Here is an 18,062-nt window from a genome sequence, read left to right as displayed (position 1 = left end):
GTCTCCGTTACTCGTCGATGCCGCCCGCCGCCGGCTTGGCGGCGGTGGCGGCGCGGTTGTCGTCCCTCGGGGACTTCCGTTGGTCGGCTGGCGCGGCGGCGGTGGTCGCGGCGTCGCTCGCCGGCGCGCGGCGCGGCTTGCGCGGCGGCAGCCGGCGGGGCGCGGGCGGCGCGCTCGCGGCGCTGCCGGCCGTGGCGGCCGCGCTCGACGCACCGCCGACGGCGCTTGCTGCGCCCATCGCGCCCGTTGTGCGTCCGCTCGCGCTCCCTTGGCCGACATCCGTCCCGCTCGCGCCCGACGTCGAGTCCGCCCCGCTCGCCGCCGCGGGCGCCGGCAGCGGCAGCGCCCTGAAACCGGCCGCGACGCCGACGGGCCTCGTCGCGTCGCCGATCACGGGCGCGTTGACGGGCTCGGTCGCCGACGCGGCCGCCGCGACGGCCGCCGCTTCCGTCGCCGGATTCTTGCGGTCGAGCAGATGGAAATCGAGCACCCGCCGCGCGATCGGGCCCGCGGACTGCGCGCCCCAGCCGCCGTTCTCGACGATCAGCGCGATGGCGATCTGCGGATGGTCGACGGGCGCGTATGCGATGAAGAGCGCGTGGTCGCGCAGATGTTCGGCGAGCAGGTGCCCGCGGTAGTTGCCGCCCTGCAGCGAGAACACCTGCGCGGTGCCGGTCTTGCCCGCAGCGAGATACGGCGCGCCGCGGAACACCTTGTACGCGGTGCCGGACGGGCTCTCGACCACGTTCTCCATCCCGCGCTTCACGACGTCGAGATCGTTCTGCTTGAGCGGGATCACGCCGCTTTCCTTCGGCACGGTCAGGTGCCGCGCGCGCGAGATCGGGTTCTCGATCTCCTTCACGAGGTGCGGCTTCATGATGACGCCGTTGTTCGCGAGCGTCGCCGTCGCGTGCGCGAGCTGCAGGATCGTGAACGAGTTGTAGCCCTGGCCGATCCCGAGGCTGATCGTCTCGCCGTCGAACCACTTCTGCTGCGCGGCCTTCTTGAACGTCTTCTTCTTCCATTCGGGCGACGGCAGAATTCCGCGCGCCTCGCCCTGGACATCGATGCCCGTCAGCTGGCCGAAGCCGAACGGCTTCATGAAGTTCGCGATCGCGGTCACGCCGAGATCGCGCGCGAGCATGTAGAAGTATGTGTCGTTCGACACCATGATTGCCTTGTTCATGTCGACCCAGCCCTGGCCCGAGCGCACGTCGTTACGGAACGTGTGGCCGCCGAACGTGAAGTAGCCGGGGTCCTGGAAGCCCCAGCCGGGCGTGCGCTTGCCGAGCGAGAGGCCCGCGAGCGCCATGAACGGCTTGTACGTCGAGCCGGGCGGATAGGTGCCGTGCAGCGGGCGGTTCAGCAGCGGCTTGTCGGGCGAGTTGTTGAGCTCGTCCCAGGTCTGCTGGTCGATGCCGTCGACGAACGAATTCGGATCGAAGCTCGGCGACGACACGAACGCGAGCACGTCGCCCGTCTTCGGCTCGATCGCGACGAGCGCGCCGCGCTTGCCGGCGAACGCCTGCTCGGCGACCTGCTGCAGCCCGATGTCGATCGACAGCACGAGGTTGCTGCCGGGCGTCGCCTGCGTGCGCGACAGCGTGCGCACGGGCCGCCCGCCTGCCGTCACCTCGACTTCCTCGAAGCCCGTGATTCCGTGCAGTTCCGTCTCGTAGCTCTGCTCGACGCCCACCTTGCCGATGTAGTCGGTGCCCTTGTAGTTGTTCGCGTCGCGGCGCGGATCGTAGGTTTCCGGATCGCTGTCGTTCTCGTCGCTCATCGCGTCGATCTTGTCCTGGTCGCGCTTCGAGATCCGGCCGATGTAGCCGATCACGTGCGCGGCCGTCGGGCCGAGCGGATATTGGCGGAACAGGCGCGCGCGCACGTCGACGCCCGGGAAGCGCCAGCGCTGCGCGGTGAAGCGCGCGACTTCGTCGTCGCTCAGGCGCGTGCGGATCGGCAGGCTCTCGAAGTTCTTCGAGTCTTCCTGCAGCTTCTTGAAGCGGCGGCGGTCGCGCGCGTCGATCTGCACGACTTCGGAGAGCGCGTTGATCGTGTTTTCGAGCGTGTCCGTGAGCTTCGACGGCGTGATTTCGAGCGTGTACGCGGAGTAGTTCTTCGCGAGCACGACGCCGTTGCGGTCGGTGATGATTCCGCGGTTCGGGACGATCGGCGCGACCGAGATCCGGTTCTCCTCGGCCTGCAGCGCGTACTTGCCGTGCTGCCAGACTTGCAGGTAGAAGAATCGCGCGGCGAGCAAGCCGAAGCAGACGAACACGAACACGCCCGCCGCCGCGACGCGCAGGCGGAACTTCGAGAGCTGCTGTTGAGTGTCCTTGAATTCGGTCATGCGATTACGGATGAAGGGGCGCGCTTTCGCCTCCGCGCCGGCGCGCCGGACATTGCCGAACACGGCCGGCGCGGTGCGCCCGCCAGGCCTGCGCGAGCCGCCGGGCCGGCGCGCTGCGGCCGCGGTGCGCAGGCGGCGAGCGGGCGGGCGGTTGGTCGGCGGGCGTTCAACGCGAAAATCCTGGCGGCGCGGCGCGTCAGATCGGCCGCGTGTCGTCCGGGTCGACCGGGCGGCGCTGCGGCATCAGCAGCAGCTGGCTCGCGATCGGCCACAGCGCAGCTTCGACGAAGCCGTCGACGAGATAGCTCCAGCCGGGGAACGCGGCGCCCATCAGCAGCCGGATCACGAACGGCACGAGCTGCGCGATCACGAGCAGCGGCGCGACGTAGAAGATCTGCACGCCAAGCGGCAGCCACAGCACGCGCCGGTGGATCGTGATCGCGCCGTACGACAGCAGCGTGTACGCGAGCGCGTGCTCGCCGAGCAGGCCCGCGTCGTGGACGTCCATCAGGATGCCGAGCATGAACGCGACGCCCATGCCGACCTTGCGCGGCTGATGGATGTTCCAGAACAGCACGACGAGCGCGACGAAATCGGGCACGCCCGGAATCCGCCCCCACGGCATCAGGTTCAGCAGGAACGCGGCCGCGAGGCTGAAGACGATGAAGTACGGGTTGACGGGCTGCAGGATGTACTGAGGGCGGCTCATCGCGGCGCTCCTTGCGACGGCGCGGCCGCGGGTTTGAGCGGCGCGGCGGGCTGCGCCGCGCCGGCCGGGCGATTCTGGGCGGCCGCGGGCGGCGGCACCGCAGGCTTCGCGCCCTTGTCCGTGCCCTTGCCCTTGTCCGCGCTTTTATCGGCGGCCTTCGCGTTCTTGTCCGCGCCCTTCGCCGCCTTCTTGCCCTTCGCCGGCTTCGCGTCGCTCGCGGCGTCGTCGGTGGCGGGCCGCGGCGGGATGTCGTTGCGGTAGTGCAGCACGAGCATCTCGCGCGCGCCGCGCACCGCCGCGATCGGCGCGCAGACGACGTGCGCGAAGGCCGTATCGGCGAGCTTGTCGACGCGCACCACCTTCGCGACCGGCAGCCCGGGCGGATAGACGCCGTCGAGGCCGCTCGTCACGAGCTCGTCGCCGGCGAGCAGATCGGCGCTCGTCGGCACGAAGCGCAGATCGAGCGCATCGCCCTTCGGGGTGCCGTAGATCACGCTGCGCAGGCCCGTGCGCAGCACCTGGACGGGAATCGCGAGGTCGCGATCGGTGACGAGCGTGACTTCCGACTGCAGCGGGAACACGCGCGTGACCTGGCCGATCACGCCGTCCTCGTTGACGACGGGCGCGCCGTCCTGGATGCCCGCCTGCGAGCCGTGGCCGATGATGATCTTCTGCGAGAACGGATCGCCCGTGTCGTACTGGATCTCGACGGGCGTCGCCTGCGCGGCGATCTGCTGGCGCAGCTCGAGCACCGCGCGCAGGTGCGCGTTGTCGGCGGCGAGCTGGCCCGCCTGGTTCGCCTGCAGCGACAGCTTCAGGTTGCGGTCGCGCAATTGCTGATTCTCGTGCCGCAGCGCCGAGCTCGTCGTCGCGAGCTCGGTGGCGCCGACGAACAGATCGCGCGGCACGAGCGCCGCGCGCTGCAGCGGATAAAGCACGGTGCCGAGTACGCCGCGGACGATTTCGAGCGTGTTGAAGCGCGCGTCCGAGACGAGGAGCGCGATCGCCAGGACGACGAAGAAGATCAGCCGCGCCAGTGCGGACGGACCTTGTTTGAAGAGGGGCGGCGGACTGTATTCCATGGTCGGCGCCGGGCGCGTGATCGATTTAGATGTTGCTCAGACGCGCGAACGGCGCGGCGGTTCGTTCTAAACGAGCGAGCCTGCCACGCCGCACGAGCGACATACGGATGCCTAGACGATCACTCGTACGAGAAGATGCTGCCGAGCTTGTCCATCCGTTCGAGCGCCATCCCCGAGCCGCGCACGACGCAGGTGAGCGGGTCCTCGGCGACGAGCACGGGCAGGCCGGTTTCCTCGGCGAGCAGGCGGTCGAGGTCGCGCAACAGCGCGCCGCCGCCCGTCAGCATCATCCCGCGTTCGGCGATGTCGGCGCCGAGTTCCGGCGGCGTCTGTTCGAGCGCGATCTTCACCGACGACACGATCTGGTTCAGCGGATCGGTCAGCGCTTCGAGGATTTCGTTGCTGGAGATCGTGAAGCTGCGCGGAATGCCTTCCGACAGGTTGCGGCCCTTCACTTCCATTTCCTTGACTTCGGAGCCCGGGAACGCGGAGCCGATCTCCTTCTTGATCGCCTCGGCGGTCTGCTCGCCGATCAGCATCCCGTAGTTGCGGCGGATGTAGTTGACGATCGCTTCGTCGAACTTGTCGCCGCCGACGCGCACCGAGCCCTTGTACACGATGCCGCCGAGCGAGATCACGCCGACTTCGGTCGTGCCGCCGCCGATATCGACGACCATCGAGCCGGTGGCTTCCGACACCGGCAGGCCGGCGCCGATCGCGGCCGCCATCGGCTCCTCGATCAGGTAGACCTGCGACGCGCCCGCGCCGTGGGCCGCTTCCTTGATCGCGCGGCGCTCGACCTGCGTCGAGCCGCACGGCACGCAGATGATGATGCGCGGCGACGGCGAGAACATGCGCGACTCGTGCGCAGTCTTGATGAACTGCTTGATCATCTGCTCGGTGACGGTGAAGTCGGCGATCACGCCGTCTTTCATCGGACGAATCGCCTCGATGTTGCCCGGCACCTTGCCCAGCATCTGCTTCGCTTCCTTGCCGACTGCTTGAATCGTTTTCTTGCCGTTCGGGCCGCCTTCCTGGCGGATCGACACGACGGACGGCTCATCGAGCACGATGCCCTTGCCGCGCATGTAGATCAGGGTGTTTGCGGTGCCGAGATCGATCGCGAGATCGTTGGAGAAATAGCTGCGCAAAAAACCGAACATTCAGAATCCTGTTTCGCTCTGGGGCCGGCCCCATGCGGACATGGCGCGAAGGGCGGCAGCGGAAAAATAACAGCCTCGGATCGGGCGGGAGCGGCCGCCTGAAAACCGCGAAGCTGCGAATGAAATCTTCCGGGACCGGCGCGAGGCCCGCGCGGCTTCGTCAAAGCGGCGGCGGCGCGGCAAGGGCAGTCCGGGTCTGGGTCGAACGCGTAATGATACCTTATAATTTCGCTGTATTTGAACCGAAACAGGCTGTATTTTCGCCGCTTCGCCCCCGATTTTTGAGGGTTCGATCGAGCCTTCCAACCCCTGACGCAACGCAAGTTTCACGCTGCGCCAAGCCCTTGTTTTCCGGTGACCGCATGGCTTTGACCCTGACCGATGTGAAACGCATCGCGCACCTCGCGCGGCTCGAAATGGCCGACGCCGACGCCGAGCACACGCTGGCCCAGCTCAACGAGTTCTTCGGCCTCGTCGAGCAGATGCAGGCTGTCGACACGACGGGCATCGCGCCGCTCGCGCACCCGATCGAGCAGATCCAGGCCGTCGCGCAGCGGCTGCGCGACGACGCCGTCACGGAGCGCGTGAATCGCGACGACAATCAGCGCCCGGCCCCGGCCGTCCAGGACGGCCTGTACCTCGTGCCGAAGGTGATCGAGTAAACGCTCGAATTCGGGCCGCATCCGTCGCCGCAACCGCAACCGCAATCGCGCCTTCGGCCCGGCCGCCCGATTCGCCAGCTTGTTCGCCCGGGCGCGCGCTTCTCGCCGCGCGCCGAAGAATCCAGGAAACCCACGCAATGCACGCAAAAAGCCTGACCGAACTGCGCGCCGCGCTCGACGCCAAGGAATGCTCGGCCGTCGAGCTGGCGCAGCACTATTTGAAACGGATCGACGCCGCGCGCGATCTGAACGCGTTCGTCCACGTCGACGCGGATCTCACGCTCGCGCAGGCGAAGGCCGCCGACGCCGCGCTCGCGCAGGGCGCGGCCGGCCCGCTGACGGGGCTGCCGATCGCGCACAAGGACGTGTTCGTCACGCGCGGCTGGCGCTCGACCGCCGGCTCGAAGATGCTCGCGAACTACACGAGCCCGTTCGACGCGACCGTCGTCGAGCGCCTCGCGAAGGCGGGCATGGTCACGCTCGGCAAGACCAACATGGACGAGTTCGCGATGGGCTCGTCGAACGAGAACTCGGCGTTCGGCCCGGTGAAGAACCCGTGGGACACGAGCGCGGTGCCGGGCGGCAGCTCGGGCGGCAGCTCGGCCGCTGTCGCCGCGCGCCTCGCGCCCGCCGCGACGGGCACCGACACGGGCGGCTCGATCCGCCAGCCGGCGTCGTTCGCCGGCGTGACGGGCATCAAGCCGACGTACGGGCGCGTGTCGCGCTACGGAATGATCGCGTTCGCGTCGTCGCTCGATCAGGGCGGCCCGATGGCGCAGACGGCCGCCGACTGCGCGCTCATGCTGAACGCGATGGCGGGCTTCGACGAGCGCGACTCGACGAGCCTCGAGCGCGATGGCGAGGATTTCGCGCGCCACCTCGGCAAGACCTGGTCGGCCGGCGGCGATGCGGGCAAGCCGCTCGCCGGCCTGCGCATCGGCCTGCCGAACGAGTATTTCGGCGCGGGTCTCGCCGACGACGTGCGCGCGGCGATCGACGCGGCGCTCAAGGCTTACGAAGCGCTCGGCGCGACGCTCGTGCCGGTGTCGCTGCCGAAGACGGAGCTGTCGATTCCCGTCTATTACGTGATCGCGCCCGCCGAGGCGTCGTCGAACCTGTCGCGCTTCGACGGCGTGCGCTACGGCCACCGCGCGGCGGAATACCGCGACCTGCTCGACATGTACAAGAAGTCGCGCGCGCAAGGCTTCGGCCCTGAGGTGAAGCGCCGGATTCTGGTCGGCGCGTACGTGCTGTCGCACGGCTACTACGATGCGTATTACCTGCAGGCGCAGAAGATCCGGCGCATCATCGCTCAGGATTTCCAGGAAGCGTTCAAGTCCTGCGACGTGATCATGGGCCCGGCGTCGCCGACCGTCGCATGGGACATCGGCGCGAAGGGCGACGACCCCGTCCAGATGTATCTCGCGGACATCTACACGCTGTCGGTGAGCCTCGCGGGCCTGCCCGGCATGAGCGTGCCGTGCGGCTTCGGCGCGAACGCGAAGCGTCCGGTCGGTCTGCAGATCATCGGCAACTATTTCGACGAGGCCCGGATGCTGCAGGTGGCCGACGCGTTCCAGCGCGCGACCGACTGGCATAAACAGAAACCGGCAGGAGTGTGAGCATGACCCAGTGGGAAGTCGTTATCGGCCTCGAGACGCACGCGCAGCTGTCGACCGTCTCGAAGATTTTCTCGGGCGCGTCGACGCAGTTCGGCGCGGAACCGAACACGCAGGCTTGCCCGGTCGACCTCGCGCTGCCGGGCGTGCTGCCCGTGCTGAACCGCGGCGCGGTCGAGCGGGCGATCCGCTTCGGCCTCGCGATCGGCGCGACGGTCGCGCCGCGCAGCATCTTCGCGCGGAAGAATTACTTCTACCCGGATCTGCCGAAGGGCTATCAGATCAGCCAGTACGAGATCCCGGTCGTGCAGGGCGGCCAGATCACGATCCAGGTGCCCGCCAACGAAAAGGCCGGCAAGGACGCGTATTCGAAGACGGTCAACCTGACCCGCGCGCATCTGGAAGAAGATGCGGGCAAGTCGCTGCACGAGGACTTCGCGGGGATGACGGGCATCGACCTGAACCGCGCGGGCACGCCGCTGCTCGAAATCGTCACCGAGCCGGAAATGAGGAGCGCGGCTGAAGCGGTCGCGTATGCGAAGGCGCTGCACGGCCTCGTCGTGTGGCTCGGCATTTGCGACGGCAACATGCAGGAAGGGTCGTTTCGCTGCGACGCGAACGTGTCGGTGCGCCCGGTCGGCCAGGAGAAGTTCGGCACGCGCGCCGAGATCAAGAACCTGAACTCGTTCCGCTTCCTCGAGGAAGCGATCAACTTCGAGGTGCGCCGCCAGATCGAGCTGATCGAGGACGGCGGCGAAGTCGTGCAGGAAACGCGCCTGTACGACCCGGACAAGCGCGAGACGCGCTCGATGCGCAGCAAGGAAGACGCGCACGACTACCGCTACTTCCCCGATCCGGACCTGATGCCGCTCGTGATCGGCGCGGACTGGGTCGAGCGCGTGAGGGGCGAGATGCCCGAGCTGCCGGCCGCGATGCAGCAGCGCTTCGTCGAGCAGTACGGCGTGTCCGCCTATGACGCGGGCGTGCTGACGTCGAGCAAGGCGATGGCCGCGTACTTCGAGGCGGTGGTCGCGAAGGCCGGCGCGGCGAACGCGAAGATCGCCGCGAACTGGCTGATGGGCGACGTGTCGTCGCAGTTGAACCGCGACGGCATCGAAATCGATGCGTGCCCGGTGTCGGCCGCGCAGCTCGCGCTCGTGCTGCAGCGGATCGCCGACGGCACGATCTCGAACAAGATCGCGAAGGAAATCTTCGTGACGATCTGGGACGAGAAGGCGGCCGACGAAGGCGCGGCCGACCGCATCATCGACGCGAAGGGCCTGAAGCAGATTTCCGACACGGGCGCGCTCGAGGCGATCATCGACGAGGTGCTCGCCGCGAACGCGAAATCGGTCGAGGAATTCCGCGCGGGCAAGGAAAAGGCGTTCAACGCGCTCGTCGGCCAGGCGATGAAGGCGACGAAGGGCAAGGCGAACCCGCAGCAGGTCAACGAGCTCCTGAAAAAGAAGCTCGGCTGAGCGGGCGGCGCCGGATTGAAGCCGAACTGAAGCAAGCGGGCCGCCGCCGAACCGGCGTTCGGGGCGGCCCGCTCGCGTTTCGCGAAGCGCCGGGCCGCGCTTCGTGCAACACGAAAGGAGGTGCCGATGGCCAAGCAACCGTCGCTTGACGACTACTGCGTGCCGTATCACACGCGCGAAAAAGAAGCCGCCGCATTCGCGCTCGACGCGTTCGATCCGGCCGCGAAGCCGTTTTCGAGCGGGGCGAAGGAAACCGACCGCGAGCGGCTCTCCGCCGTCGCGTTGCAGCTCGACGCGCTGCAGGAGCGCCTGCATACGCAGCGGCACAAGCGGATGCTGCTCGTGCTGCAAGGGATGGACACGAGCGGCAAGGACGGCACCGTGCGCGCGGTGTTCCACGAAGTCGATCCGCTCGGGCTGCGCATCGTGTCGTTCAAGGCGCCGACGTCGGTCGAGCTCGCGCACGATTTCCTGTGGCGCGTCCACGCGCAGGTGCCCGCCGCGGGCGAGCTGACGATCTTCAATCGCAGCCATTACGAGGATGTCCTCGTGCCCCGCGTGACGGGCGCGATCGACAAGGCCGAGTGCGAGCGGCGCTACAAGCAGATCCGGCAGTTCGAGGAGATGCTCGCCGAATCCGGCACGCGGGTCGTCAAATGCTTCCTGCACATCTCGAAGGACGAGCAGCGCGCTCGGCTGCAGGCGCGCATCGACGATCCGAACAAGCACTGGAAGTTCGATATTTCGGATCTCGAAGCGCGCAAGCACTGGGACGCGTATCAGGCCGCGTACCGCGACGCGCTCGTCGCGACGTCGGCCGAGCATGCGCCGTGGTACGTGATTCCGGCCGATTCGAAGACGCATCGCAACGTGATGATCGCCGAGCTGCTGCAGCGCGAGCTGACCGCGATGAAGCTCGAATATCCGCCCGCGAAGCCCGAGCTCGCCGGCATCAGAATCCAATAAACCGCAACGAAATCACTGGACGGAATTCACCATGCTGCGTGTCATCACCGCGAATCTGAACGGCATCCGCTCGGCCGCGAAAAAGGGCTTCTTCGACTGGCTTGGCGAGCAGAACGCGGATTGCGTCTGCGTGCAGGAAATCAAGGTGTCGGCGGACGATCTGCCCGCCGAGTTCGTCGGGCCGCACGGCTTCAGGAGCTACTTCCACCACGCGGAGAAGAAGGGCTACAGCGGCGCGGGCCTTTACTCGCGCCGCGAGCCCGACGACGTGATCATCGGCTACGGCAGCAGCGAGTTCGATTCGGAGGGCCGCTATGTCGAGGCGCGCTTCGGCAAGCTGTCGGTGGTGTCGGTGTACGTGCCGTCCGGTTCGAGCGGCGACGAGCGCCAGCAGGCGAAGTACCGCTTCATGGACGAGTTCATGCCGCACCTCGCCGAGCTGAAGGCGAAGCGCGAAGTGATCCTGTGCGGCGACGTGAACATCGTCCACAAGGAAATCGACATCAAGAACTGGAAGAGCAATCAGAAGAACTCCGGCTGCCTGCCGGAGGAGCGCGCGTGGCTCACGCAGCTGTTCGACGAAGTCGGCTATGTCGACGTGTTCCGCACGCTCGATTCGCGGCCCGAGCAGTACACGTGGTGGAGCAATCGCGGCCAGGCGTACGCGAAGAACGTCGGGTGGCGGATCGATTACCAGATCGCGACGCCGGGCATTGCCGGCACGGCGAAAAGCACGTCGATCTTCCGCGACGTCAAGTTCAGCGATCACGCGCCGCTCACGGTCGATTACGACTACAAGTGACGCGGCGGGCGGTCGCGCCGGCTCGCTTCTGCGAGAGCGGGCCGGGCGATCGTCGCGAGCGGGTGGCGACGACGGAAAGAAAAACAGGCCGCGCGTGCGGCCCGTTTTTTTGCGGCTTGCGTTGTGGTGAGATGGGGGCGATGCTGCACGACGCACGACGCACGACGCACGACGCACGACGCACGACGCACGACGCACGACGCACGACGCACGACGCACGACGCACGACGCACGACGCACGACGCACGACGCACGACGCACCGCGCCCGGCGTCTCGAACGGCGCGCGACGCGCCGGATCGATTCCGCTACGCGCCGGCGCGCCGGTCGGGCGAGCAGCCGCTCGTCACGCCGCGAGCTTCGGCTTGATCGACCCGATGTCGATCACGAAGCGGTACTTCACGTCGCTCTTCAGCATCCGCTCGTACGCTGCGTTGAGCTGCGACATCGGAATCACTTCGATGTCCGACGTGATTCCATGCCGCGCGCAGAAATCGAGCATCTCCTGCGTCTCGGCGATGCCGCCGATCAGCGAGCCCGCGAGGCGGCGGCGCTTGTAGATCAGGTTGAAGACCCGCGGCGACGGATGATCGTGCTCCGGCGCGCCGACGAGCGTCATCGTGCCGTCGCGCTTCAGCAGGTGGAGGAACGGATTCAGATCGTGCTGCGCGGCGACCGTGTTCAAAATGAAGTCGAAGCTGTTCAGATGCGCATTCATCTGCGCTTCGTTCTTCGAAATGACGACTTCGTGCGCGCCGAGCCGCTTGCCGTCCTCGATCTTCGGCGGCGATGTCGTGAACAGCACGACGTGCGCGCCCATCGCGCGCGCGAGCTTCACGCCCATGTGGCCAAGGCCGCCCAGGCCGACGATGCCGACCTTCTTGCCGGGCCCCGCGCCCCACTGGCGCAGCGGCGAATACGTGGTGATCCCCGCGCAGAGGAGCGGCGCCGCGCCCGCCGGATCGAGCGTGTCGGGCACGCGCAGCACGAACGCCTCGTCGACGACGACCTGCGTCGAGTAGCCGCCGTACGTGATGTCGCCCGTCGCGCGGTCGCGGCCGTTGTACGTGCCGACGAAACCGTTCTCGCAATACTGCTCGAGCCCTTCCGCGCAGCTCGGGCACGTGCGGCACGAATCGACGAGGCAGCCGACGCCGACGAGCTCGCCCGCCTTGAAGCGCGTGACCTGCGGGCCGACGGCCGTCACGCGGCCGACGATCTCATGGCCCGGCACCACCGGGTACGTCGTGTTCTTCCATTCGTTGCGGGCCTGGTGGAGATCGGAATGGCAGACGCCGCAGTAGAGGATCTTGATCTGCACGTCGAGATCGCGCAGCGCGCGGCGCTGGAATTCGAACGGCGCGAGCGGCGTCGTGGCGCTCGTTGCCGCGTAAGCGTAAGTCGTGCTCATGAAGGCTCCTGACTCGAAAAGACACGCGCCGCGCGCGGCCGCGGAATGCGGCGGCGCAGCGGCACGGGGCACATCGTAAGCACGGGGGTACGCGCGCGGAATACCTGAAGATCTCGAACGTTTGCCTATTTCTCTCGAATGCCGGGCAAAGTGCGGAAAAAAGGCTTGTCCGGTGCTAGATTGCAAGCCTGATTCTCTTGCAGTCCGAAGGAAGTCCGATGAGCTTCGAACCCCTTTTCCACGACGGCGGCGCGCATCTGCGGCGTCGCATCCTCGCGCTGTTCGACCGGCTCGCGCCGAACGAAGGCTATACGCACGCCGCGATCGACGGCGTGCGCTTCATTCGCTCGAACCGGCCGGTGCCGCGAATGCCGGTGCTGTACGAGCCGAGCATCGTCGTCGTCTGCCAGGGGCGCAAGCGCGGCTATGTCGGCGAGCAGACCTTCGTCTACGACGCGCAGCAGTATCTGGTGCTGTCGGTGCCGCTGCCGTTCGAATGCGAGACGTTCGCGACGCCGGAGGAGCCGTTCCTCGCGCTGTCGATTCGCATCGATCTCGCGGTGATCGCCGAGCTCGCGATCCTGCTCGACGAGACGCACGGCGCGTCGATCAGCGAGCCGCGCGGCGTTTACTCGACGCCGCTCGACGCGCCGCTCGCGGACGCGGTGCTGCGCCTGCTCGAGACGCTCGCGTCGCCCGCCGACACGCGCGTGCTCGGCCCGGCGATCATGCGCGAGATCGGCTACCGCGTGTTGACGGGCGCGCAAGGCGACGCGATTCGCGCGGCGCTCGCGCAGCAACATCACTTCGGCCGCGTCGCGAAGGCGCTGCGGCGGATTCACGCGGATCTGAGCGGCGAGCTCGACGTGGAGACGCTCGCGAGCGAAGCGGGGATGAGCGTCGCCGTGTTTCATGCGCAGTTCAAGAGCGTGACGGCGAGCTCGCCGATGCAGTACGTGAAGGCGACGCGGCTTCATCATGCGCGGCTGATGATGGTGCAGGACGGATTGAGCGCGGGCGCGGCGGCGGCGCGGGTGGGCTATGCGAGCGCGTCGCAGTTCAGCCGCGAGTTCAAGCGGCTGTTCGGACGCAGCCCGAGCGACGAAGTGCGCTGGGTGCAGGCGGGCGGCCGGCAGCCGATCGCGCTCGAGGCGGGGGAATGACGGAGGGGCGTGACGGGCGGCGCGAACGCGCTGGGGGACTCGCGCAAGCGGCTCGACCAAGGCGGTCTGCCGGCCCGGGCTGCGGGCGCAAACCGCGGAGCCGACCGCGGGCGCGACGCGGTGCGGGAGAGTTCGTGAGGCGCGTTGCCCGGCCTTCGCCGATCAGCCGCGGCCGTTCAACTTTCGCGGTTCAACCTTTGCCGTCTGGCGATTCACCGTTCGGCGATTCATCGCCTAGCGATTTCCCGCCGCGGTGCCGCGCTGCTTCGCGCCGTCCGCGCCCGCGGCGTTCGCGTCGGCATGCTTGTCGAGCGCTTTCTTGTAGAGCGGCATCAGGTCCGCAAGGCGCTTGCGCAGATCGTTGCGGCGTCGCGTATCGTACGGATGCGCGTAGATGAAGCCGTTTTCCTTGTCGGCGCGCGTCGCGACCGCGAGCTTGTCCCACAGCGTGATCGCCGCGCGCGGATCGAAGCCCGCGCGCGCGGCGATGTCGCCGCCGATCACGTCGGCTTCGGTTTCGTCGGTCGGATCGTAGCGGACCGATGCGAAGCGCTCGACGACGCCGAGCGGCGCGGGCAGCGGGTCCGACAGTCCGAAGAGCGGCGGCAGCGGCGTCGCGCCGGTGCCGAGCGACGCGGCCTGCTGCTCGCCGAGGCTCGAGCGCGCGTGCTCGCGCAGCGCGTGCGCGATCTCGTGCGCGAACAGCACGCCGAGTTCGTCGTCGGTGAGGCGCAGCCGGTCGAGCAGCCCGCTGTCGACGAGCACCTTGCCGCCCGGCAGGCAGAACGCGCGAATCGAGCGCGAGCGCAGCACCTCGATTTCCCAGCCCCAGCCCTTCACGCGCTCGCTCCACTTGACCGCATACGGCGCGAGCCGCGTGACGATCGCGCGCAGCCGCTTCACGCGCGCGCTGTTCGGCGGCAGCAGGCGGTCGCGCTGCGCGGCGTCCTGCACGGTCTGCCGGTATTCGTTGTCGGTCAGCTGCTCGAGCAGCGGCGACGGAATCAGGCTGCGGAACACGATCGCATTGCCGTAGCGCACCTGCTGATCGCCGAGCCCGTACGGCTGCGGGCTGCCGGCTGCGGGCGCCGCGGCCGGAGCCGCGGGCGTGGCGACGAGCGGCGCGCTCGGCGGCGGCGCGGACGGCGCGCCGTTGTCGGCGACGATGACCGGCTCGGCCATGCACAGCTCGAGCCCGAGCGCCGGGCCGGCTACGCCGAGCGCGACGCCGCCCGCGAACGTGAGCGCGGCGCGGGCGGCGCGCAGCTTAGCCTGCACGGGCGGCCTCGTTGCGGGGCATGCTGCCGTTCCACGGCGCGATCTTGAACAGCAGCAGCATGCCGGGGATGCCGAGCGCCGCGCAGACGAGGAAATAGTCGAACCAGCCGATCTGCGACACGATGAAGCCGCTCGACGCCGACGCGAGCGTGCGCGGCACCGACGCGAGGCTCGTGAACAGCGCGAATTGCGTCGCCGTGTAGCGCGGGTCCGTCGTGCTCGCGATGTACGCGGTGAACGCGGCGAGCGTGAGGCCCGTGGAAAATGTCTCGAAGCCGTAGATGGCCGCCATCAGCACGGCGTCCGGGCCCGCCTTCGCGAGCCACGCGAAGCCGAGCGTCGACACGATCTGCAGGACCCCGAAGATCCACAGCCCGCGCGCGATGCCGATCTTCACGAGCCACACGCCGCCGATGATGCCGCCCGCGAGGCTCGCCCAGAACGCGGTCGTTTTCGCGATCACGCCGATCTGCGTCTTGTTGAAGCCGAGGTCGAGGAAGAACGACGTCGACAGCGTCGTCGCCATCGTGTCGCCGAGCTTGTAGAGGAAGATGAAGCCGAGCACGAGCAGCGCGCCGCGCCAGCCGTCGCGGCCGATGAATTCGCGAAACGGCAGGACCACCGCGTCCGACAGGCTCTTCGGCGGCGCGCCGTGCACGTCGGGTTCGCGCACGACGAGCGTCATCAAGATGCCGGGCAGCATGAACGCGGCCGTGAGCGCGAACACGGCGTCCCACGGCAGGTGATCGGACAGGATCAGCGACAGCGAGCCGGGAATCAGCGCCGCGACCTTGTACGCGTTCACGTGCACCGCGTTGCCCAGGCCCTGCTCGGTATCGCGCAGCAATTCGCGGCGGTATGCGTCGATCACGATATCGGCGCTCGCGCCGAAGAACGCGACGAGCGTCGTCAGCGCGGCGACCGTCCAGATCGATTCGCGCGGCGACACGAAGCCGAGCGCCGCGATCGCAACGGCGACGAGCAACTGCGTGACGAGCATCCAGCCGCGCCGCCGCCCCGGCCGCCAGCCGGGCAGGCGCGGGATGAAGCGGTCCATCAGCGGCGCCCACAGGAACTTCCACGTGTAGGGGAACTGAATGAGCGCGAAGAGGCCGATCTCCTTCAGGTTCACGCCTTCCGAGCGCAGCCAGGCTTGCACCAGGTAGACGAGGGTGAAGAGCGGCAGTCCCGACGTGAAGCCGAGAAAGACGCAGATCAGCATGTGCGTGTTCAGAAACGCGCGCCAGCCCGGGTGGTCCTCGTGGGCGTTGAGGGCGGGCGCGTCGTGCGGTGGTTTGGTCATCGAACTAAATACTAGGGTTGTCTCCGCTTGACGCGGTAGACCGCAAGACTACCACGCCAGTTCACTCCCCATCGAATCGGCTGCCCTTCGTGCAGCACCGCGCGGTCGAGAATCTCGACGCCGACTTCGGGCGCGAGCGCCTCGAAATCCTTGATCGTCAGCACCCGCACGTTCGGTGTGTTGTGCCACTGGTAAGGCAGCGATTTCGATACCGGCATGCGGCCGCGCAGCACCGACAGCCGGTGCGCCCAATAGCCGAAGTTCGGGAACGACACGATGCATTCGCGGCCGACGCGCGCGGTCTCGCGCAAGATCGCGGCCGTCTGGTGGATCGTCTGCAGCGTCTGCGACAGGATCGCGAAATCGAAGCTGTGATCCTCGAAGAGGCGCAGGCCGTCCTCGAGATTCTGCTGGATCACGTTGATGCCGTTCTTCACGCTCGCGAGCACGCCGGCATCGTTGATCTCGACGCCGTAGCCCGATACTTCGAGCTCCTCGGAGAGGAGCGACAGCAGCGACCCGTCGCCGCAGCCGAGATCGAGCACTGTCGAGCGCGGCTCGACCCAGCGCGCGATCGCGCGAAAGTCCGCGCGTGCGGACAGCGTGTTCAGCGCCTGTTGGTTCATGCGCCCACCTCCTCGGCAATTCGTTCGTAATAGGCGCGCACCAGGTTGTGATAGCGCGCGTCGTCGAGCAGGAACGCGTCGTGCCCGTGCGGCGCATCGATCTCCGCGTACGACACCGCGCGCCGGTTGTCGAGCAGCGCCTTCACGATCTCGCGCGAGCGCGCGGGCGCGAAGCGCCAGTCGGTCGTGAAGCCCGCGACGAGATACTTCGCCTTGGTATGCGCGAGCGCCGCCGTCAGGTTGCCGTCGAACGCCTTCGCCGGATCGAAGTAGTCGAGCGCGCGCGTGATGAGCAGGTACGTGTTCGCGTCGAAGTAGTCGGCGAACTTGTCGCCCTGGTAGCGCAGGTACGACTCGACTTCGAACTCGACGTCGAAGTTGAAGTTGTACGCGTCGAGCGCGCCGTCCGAGCGGCGCAGCGCCCGGCCGAATTTCTCGGCCATGTCGTCGTCGGACAGATACGTGATGTGGCCGATCATCCGCGCGACGCGCAGGCCCCGCCGCGGCTTCACGCCATGCGCGTAGTAGTCGCCGCCGTGGAAATCGGGGTCCGACAGGATCGCCGAGCGCGCGACCTCGTTGAACGCGATGTTCTGCGCGGACAGCTTCGGCGTCGACGCGATGTCGATGCAATGCGCGACCCGCTCCGGATACAGGAGGCTCCACGCGAGCGCCTGCATTCCGCCGAGGCTGCCGCCCATCACCGCGGCGAAGCGCTCGATGCCGAACGCGTCGGCGACGCGCGCCTGCGCATGCACCCAGTCCTCGACCGTCACGACCGGAAAGCGCGCGCCGTACGGCGTGCCCGTTGCGGGATCGATGCTCATCGGCCCGGTCGAGCCGAAACACGAGCCGAGATTGTTGACGCCGATCACGAAGAAGCGGGTCGTGTCGAGCGGTTTGCCGGGGCCGACCATGTTGTCCCACCAGCCGGTGTTGCGCGGATCGTCCGCGTAGACGCCCGCGACGTGGTGCGACGCGTTGAGCGCGTGGCAGACGAGCACCGCGTTCGAGCGCGCGGCGTTGAGCTCGCCGTAGGTCTCGACGACGAGCTGATAGTTGCCGAGCACGCTGCCGCTTTGCAGGCGCAGCGGTTCGGCGAAATGCATGGTTTGTGGAGCGACGATGCCGATCGATTCCATTCGTTCCGCCTTATGACTGGGCGGCTAAATGGTTGTCGGGCGTGCGCGGGAAGCGGGGAGCCGGCTGACGACCTCTTTAGCCGCATTTGTACTGAACCGCCGGGACGGAGCCCCGGCCGGTTCGCGCGCCCGCAATCGAGTCAGCAAATCGGCGCGCTTTCCGAGCATCGCCGCGAAGCGACGACAACAACAATCGCGCAAGTATAACGGAAAAACTTCGGCGTCGCGGCGAGGGCGTGCCGAGCGCCAGGCGTTTGGCTTCGGGCGCGGAAGCGCGGTAATGCCCGCCGTTTCCCTCGTGCTCGC

The 18,062-nt window shown here is 67.8% G+C and carries 15 protein-coding genes; 6 read left to right on the top strand and 9 right to left on the bottom strand.

What is annotated here, in order from left to right; genetic code table 11:
* Positions 1-7: 7 nt before the first annotated feature.
* From mrdA to WS78_RS19210, 4 genes are all read right to left on the bottom strand, one after another.
* Positions 8-2,353: a penicillin-binding protein 2 gene (mrdA, locus tag WS78_RS19225; protein ID WP_059583749.1), complete on the bottom strand. Its 2,346-nt coding sequence runs from the start codon at positions 2,351-2,353 to the stop codon at positions 8-10.
* A 196-nt stretch (positions 2,354-2,549) separates the two neighbouring features.
* Positions 2,550-3,062: a rod shape-determining protein MreD gene (gene mreD, locus WS78_RS19220; protein WP_038748576.1), complete on the bottom strand. Its 513-nt coding sequence runs from the start codon at positions 3,060-3,062 to the stop codon at positions 2,550-2,552.
* Positions 3,059-4,144 carry a rod shape-determining protein MreC gene (gene mreC / locus WS78_RS19215; protein WP_059583753.1) on the bottom strand — a complete coding sequence of 362 codons (1,086 nt, stop codon included), beginning with the start codon at positions 4,142-4,144 and terminating at the stop codon, positions 3,059-3,061. Before mreC ends, mreD begins: the two co-directional genes overlap by 4 nt.
* Before the next feature lie 119 nt (positions 4,145-4,263).
* Entirely contained in the window at positions 4,264-5,307 is a 1,044-nt protein-coding gene (locus tag WS78_RS19210; RefSeq protein ID WP_004189550.1) for a rod shape-determining protein, read from the bottom strand.
* 362 nt (positions 5,308-5,669) lie between these two features.
* On the opposite strand from WS78_RS19210, the gene gatC reads away from it, so the two are divergent.
* The 5 genes from gatC to WS78_RS19185 all read left to right on the top strand — a co-directional run bounded on the left by gatC (position 5,670) and on the right by WS78_RS19185 (position 10,834).
* Entirely contained in the window at positions 5,670-5,969 is a 300-nt protein-coding gene (gatC, locus tag WS78_RS19205; protein WP_038748574.1) for an Asp-tRNA(Asn)/Glu-tRNA(Gln) amidotransferase subunit GatC, read from the top strand.
* Positions 5,970-6,106: 137 nt separating this feature from the next.
* Positions 6,107-7,591 (top strand): Asp-tRNA(Asn)/Glu-tRNA(Gln) amidotransferase subunit GatA, encoded by a 1,485-nt coding sequence (gene gatA / locus WS78_RS19200; protein ID WP_038748573.1) that lies wholly within the window; start codon positions 6,107-6,109, stop codon positions 7,589-7,591.
* Positions 7,592-7,593: 2 nt separating this feature from the next.
* The gene (gene gatB / locus WS78_RS19195) at positions 7,594-9,066 is read left to right on the top strand and encodes an Asp-tRNA(Asn)/Glu-tRNA(Gln) amidotransferase subunit GatB (RefSeq protein ID WP_038748572.1); all 1,473 of its coding nucleotides are present in this window, start codon (positions 7,594-7,596) and stop codon (positions 9,064-9,066) included.
* A 126-nt stretch (positions 9,067-9,192) separates the two neighbouring features.
* A complete protein-coding gene (locus WS78_RS19190; protein WP_038748571.1) occupies positions 9,193-10,032 on the top strand; it encodes a PPK2 family polyphosphate kinase in 840 nt (279 codons plus the stop codon).
* 31 nt (positions 10,033-10,063) lie between these two features.
* The gene (locus WS78_RS19185) at positions 10,064-10,834 is read left to right on the top strand and encodes an exodeoxyribonuclease III (protein WP_059583756.1); all 771 of its coding nucleotides are present in this window, start codon (positions 10,064-10,066) and stop codon (positions 10,832-10,834) included.
* A gap of 345 nt (positions 10,835-11,179) precedes the next feature.
* On the opposite strand, the gene WS78_RS19175 is transcribed toward WS78_RS19185, so the two are convergent.
* Entirely contained in the window at positions 11,180-12,244 is a 1,065-nt protein-coding gene (locus WS78_RS19175; protein WP_059583761.1) for an NAD(P)-dependent alcohol dehydrogenase, read from the bottom strand.
* Positions 12,245-12,462: 218 nt separating this feature from the next.
* On the opposite strand from WS78_RS19175, the gene WS78_RS19170 reads away from it, so the two are divergent.
* Entirely contained in the window at positions 12,463-13,407 is a 945-nt protein-coding gene (locus WS78_RS19170; protein ID WP_059583764.1) for an AraC family transcriptional regulator, read from the top strand.
* Positions 13,408-13,641: 234 nt separating this feature from the next.
* Here the strand turns inward: WS78_RS19170 and WS78_RS19165 are convergent, their stop codons facing one another.
* Genes WS78_RS19165 through metX form a run of 4 tightly spaced genes read right to left on the bottom strand, consistent with a single transcriptional unit; the run spans position 13,642 to position 17,756 of the window.
* Entirely contained in the window at positions 13,642-14,685 is a 1,044-nt protein-coding gene (locus tag WS78_RS19165; protein WP_059583767.1) for a M48 family metallopeptidase, read from the bottom strand.
* Entirely contained in the window at positions 14,675-15,988 is a 1,314-nt protein-coding gene (locus WS78_RS19160; RefSeq protein WP_038748566.1) for an AmpG family muropeptide MFS transporter, read from the bottom strand. The genes WS78_RS19165 and WS78_RS19160 overlap by 11 nt, the downstream gene beginning before the upstream one ends.
* An 11-nt stretch (positions 15,989-15,999) precedes the next feature.
* A complete protein-coding gene (gene metW / locus WS78_RS19155; protein WP_038748565.1) occupies positions 16,000-16,614 on the bottom strand; it encodes a methionine biosynthesis protein MetW in 615 nt (204 codons plus the stop codon).
* Positions 16,611-17,756, bottom strand: coding sequence for a homoserine O-succinyltransferase MetX (gene metX / locus WS78_RS19150; RefSeq protein ID WP_038748564.1), 1,146 nt, complete (start codon positions 17,754-17,756; stop codon positions 16,611-16,613). Before metX ends, metW begins: the two co-directional genes overlap by 4 nt.
* Positions 17,757-18,062: the final 306 nt, after the last annotated feature.

The sequence above is a fragment of the Burkholderia savannae genome, from assembly GCF_001524445.2.
In the GTDB taxonomy this organism is placed as follows: Bacteria; Pseudomonadota; Gammaproteobacteria; order Burkholderiales; family Burkholderiaceae; genus Burkholderia; species Burkholderia savannae.
The sequence above is the reverse complement of the archived record's forward strand: the minus strand, read 5'-3'. Positions and strand labels throughout refer to the sequence as shown.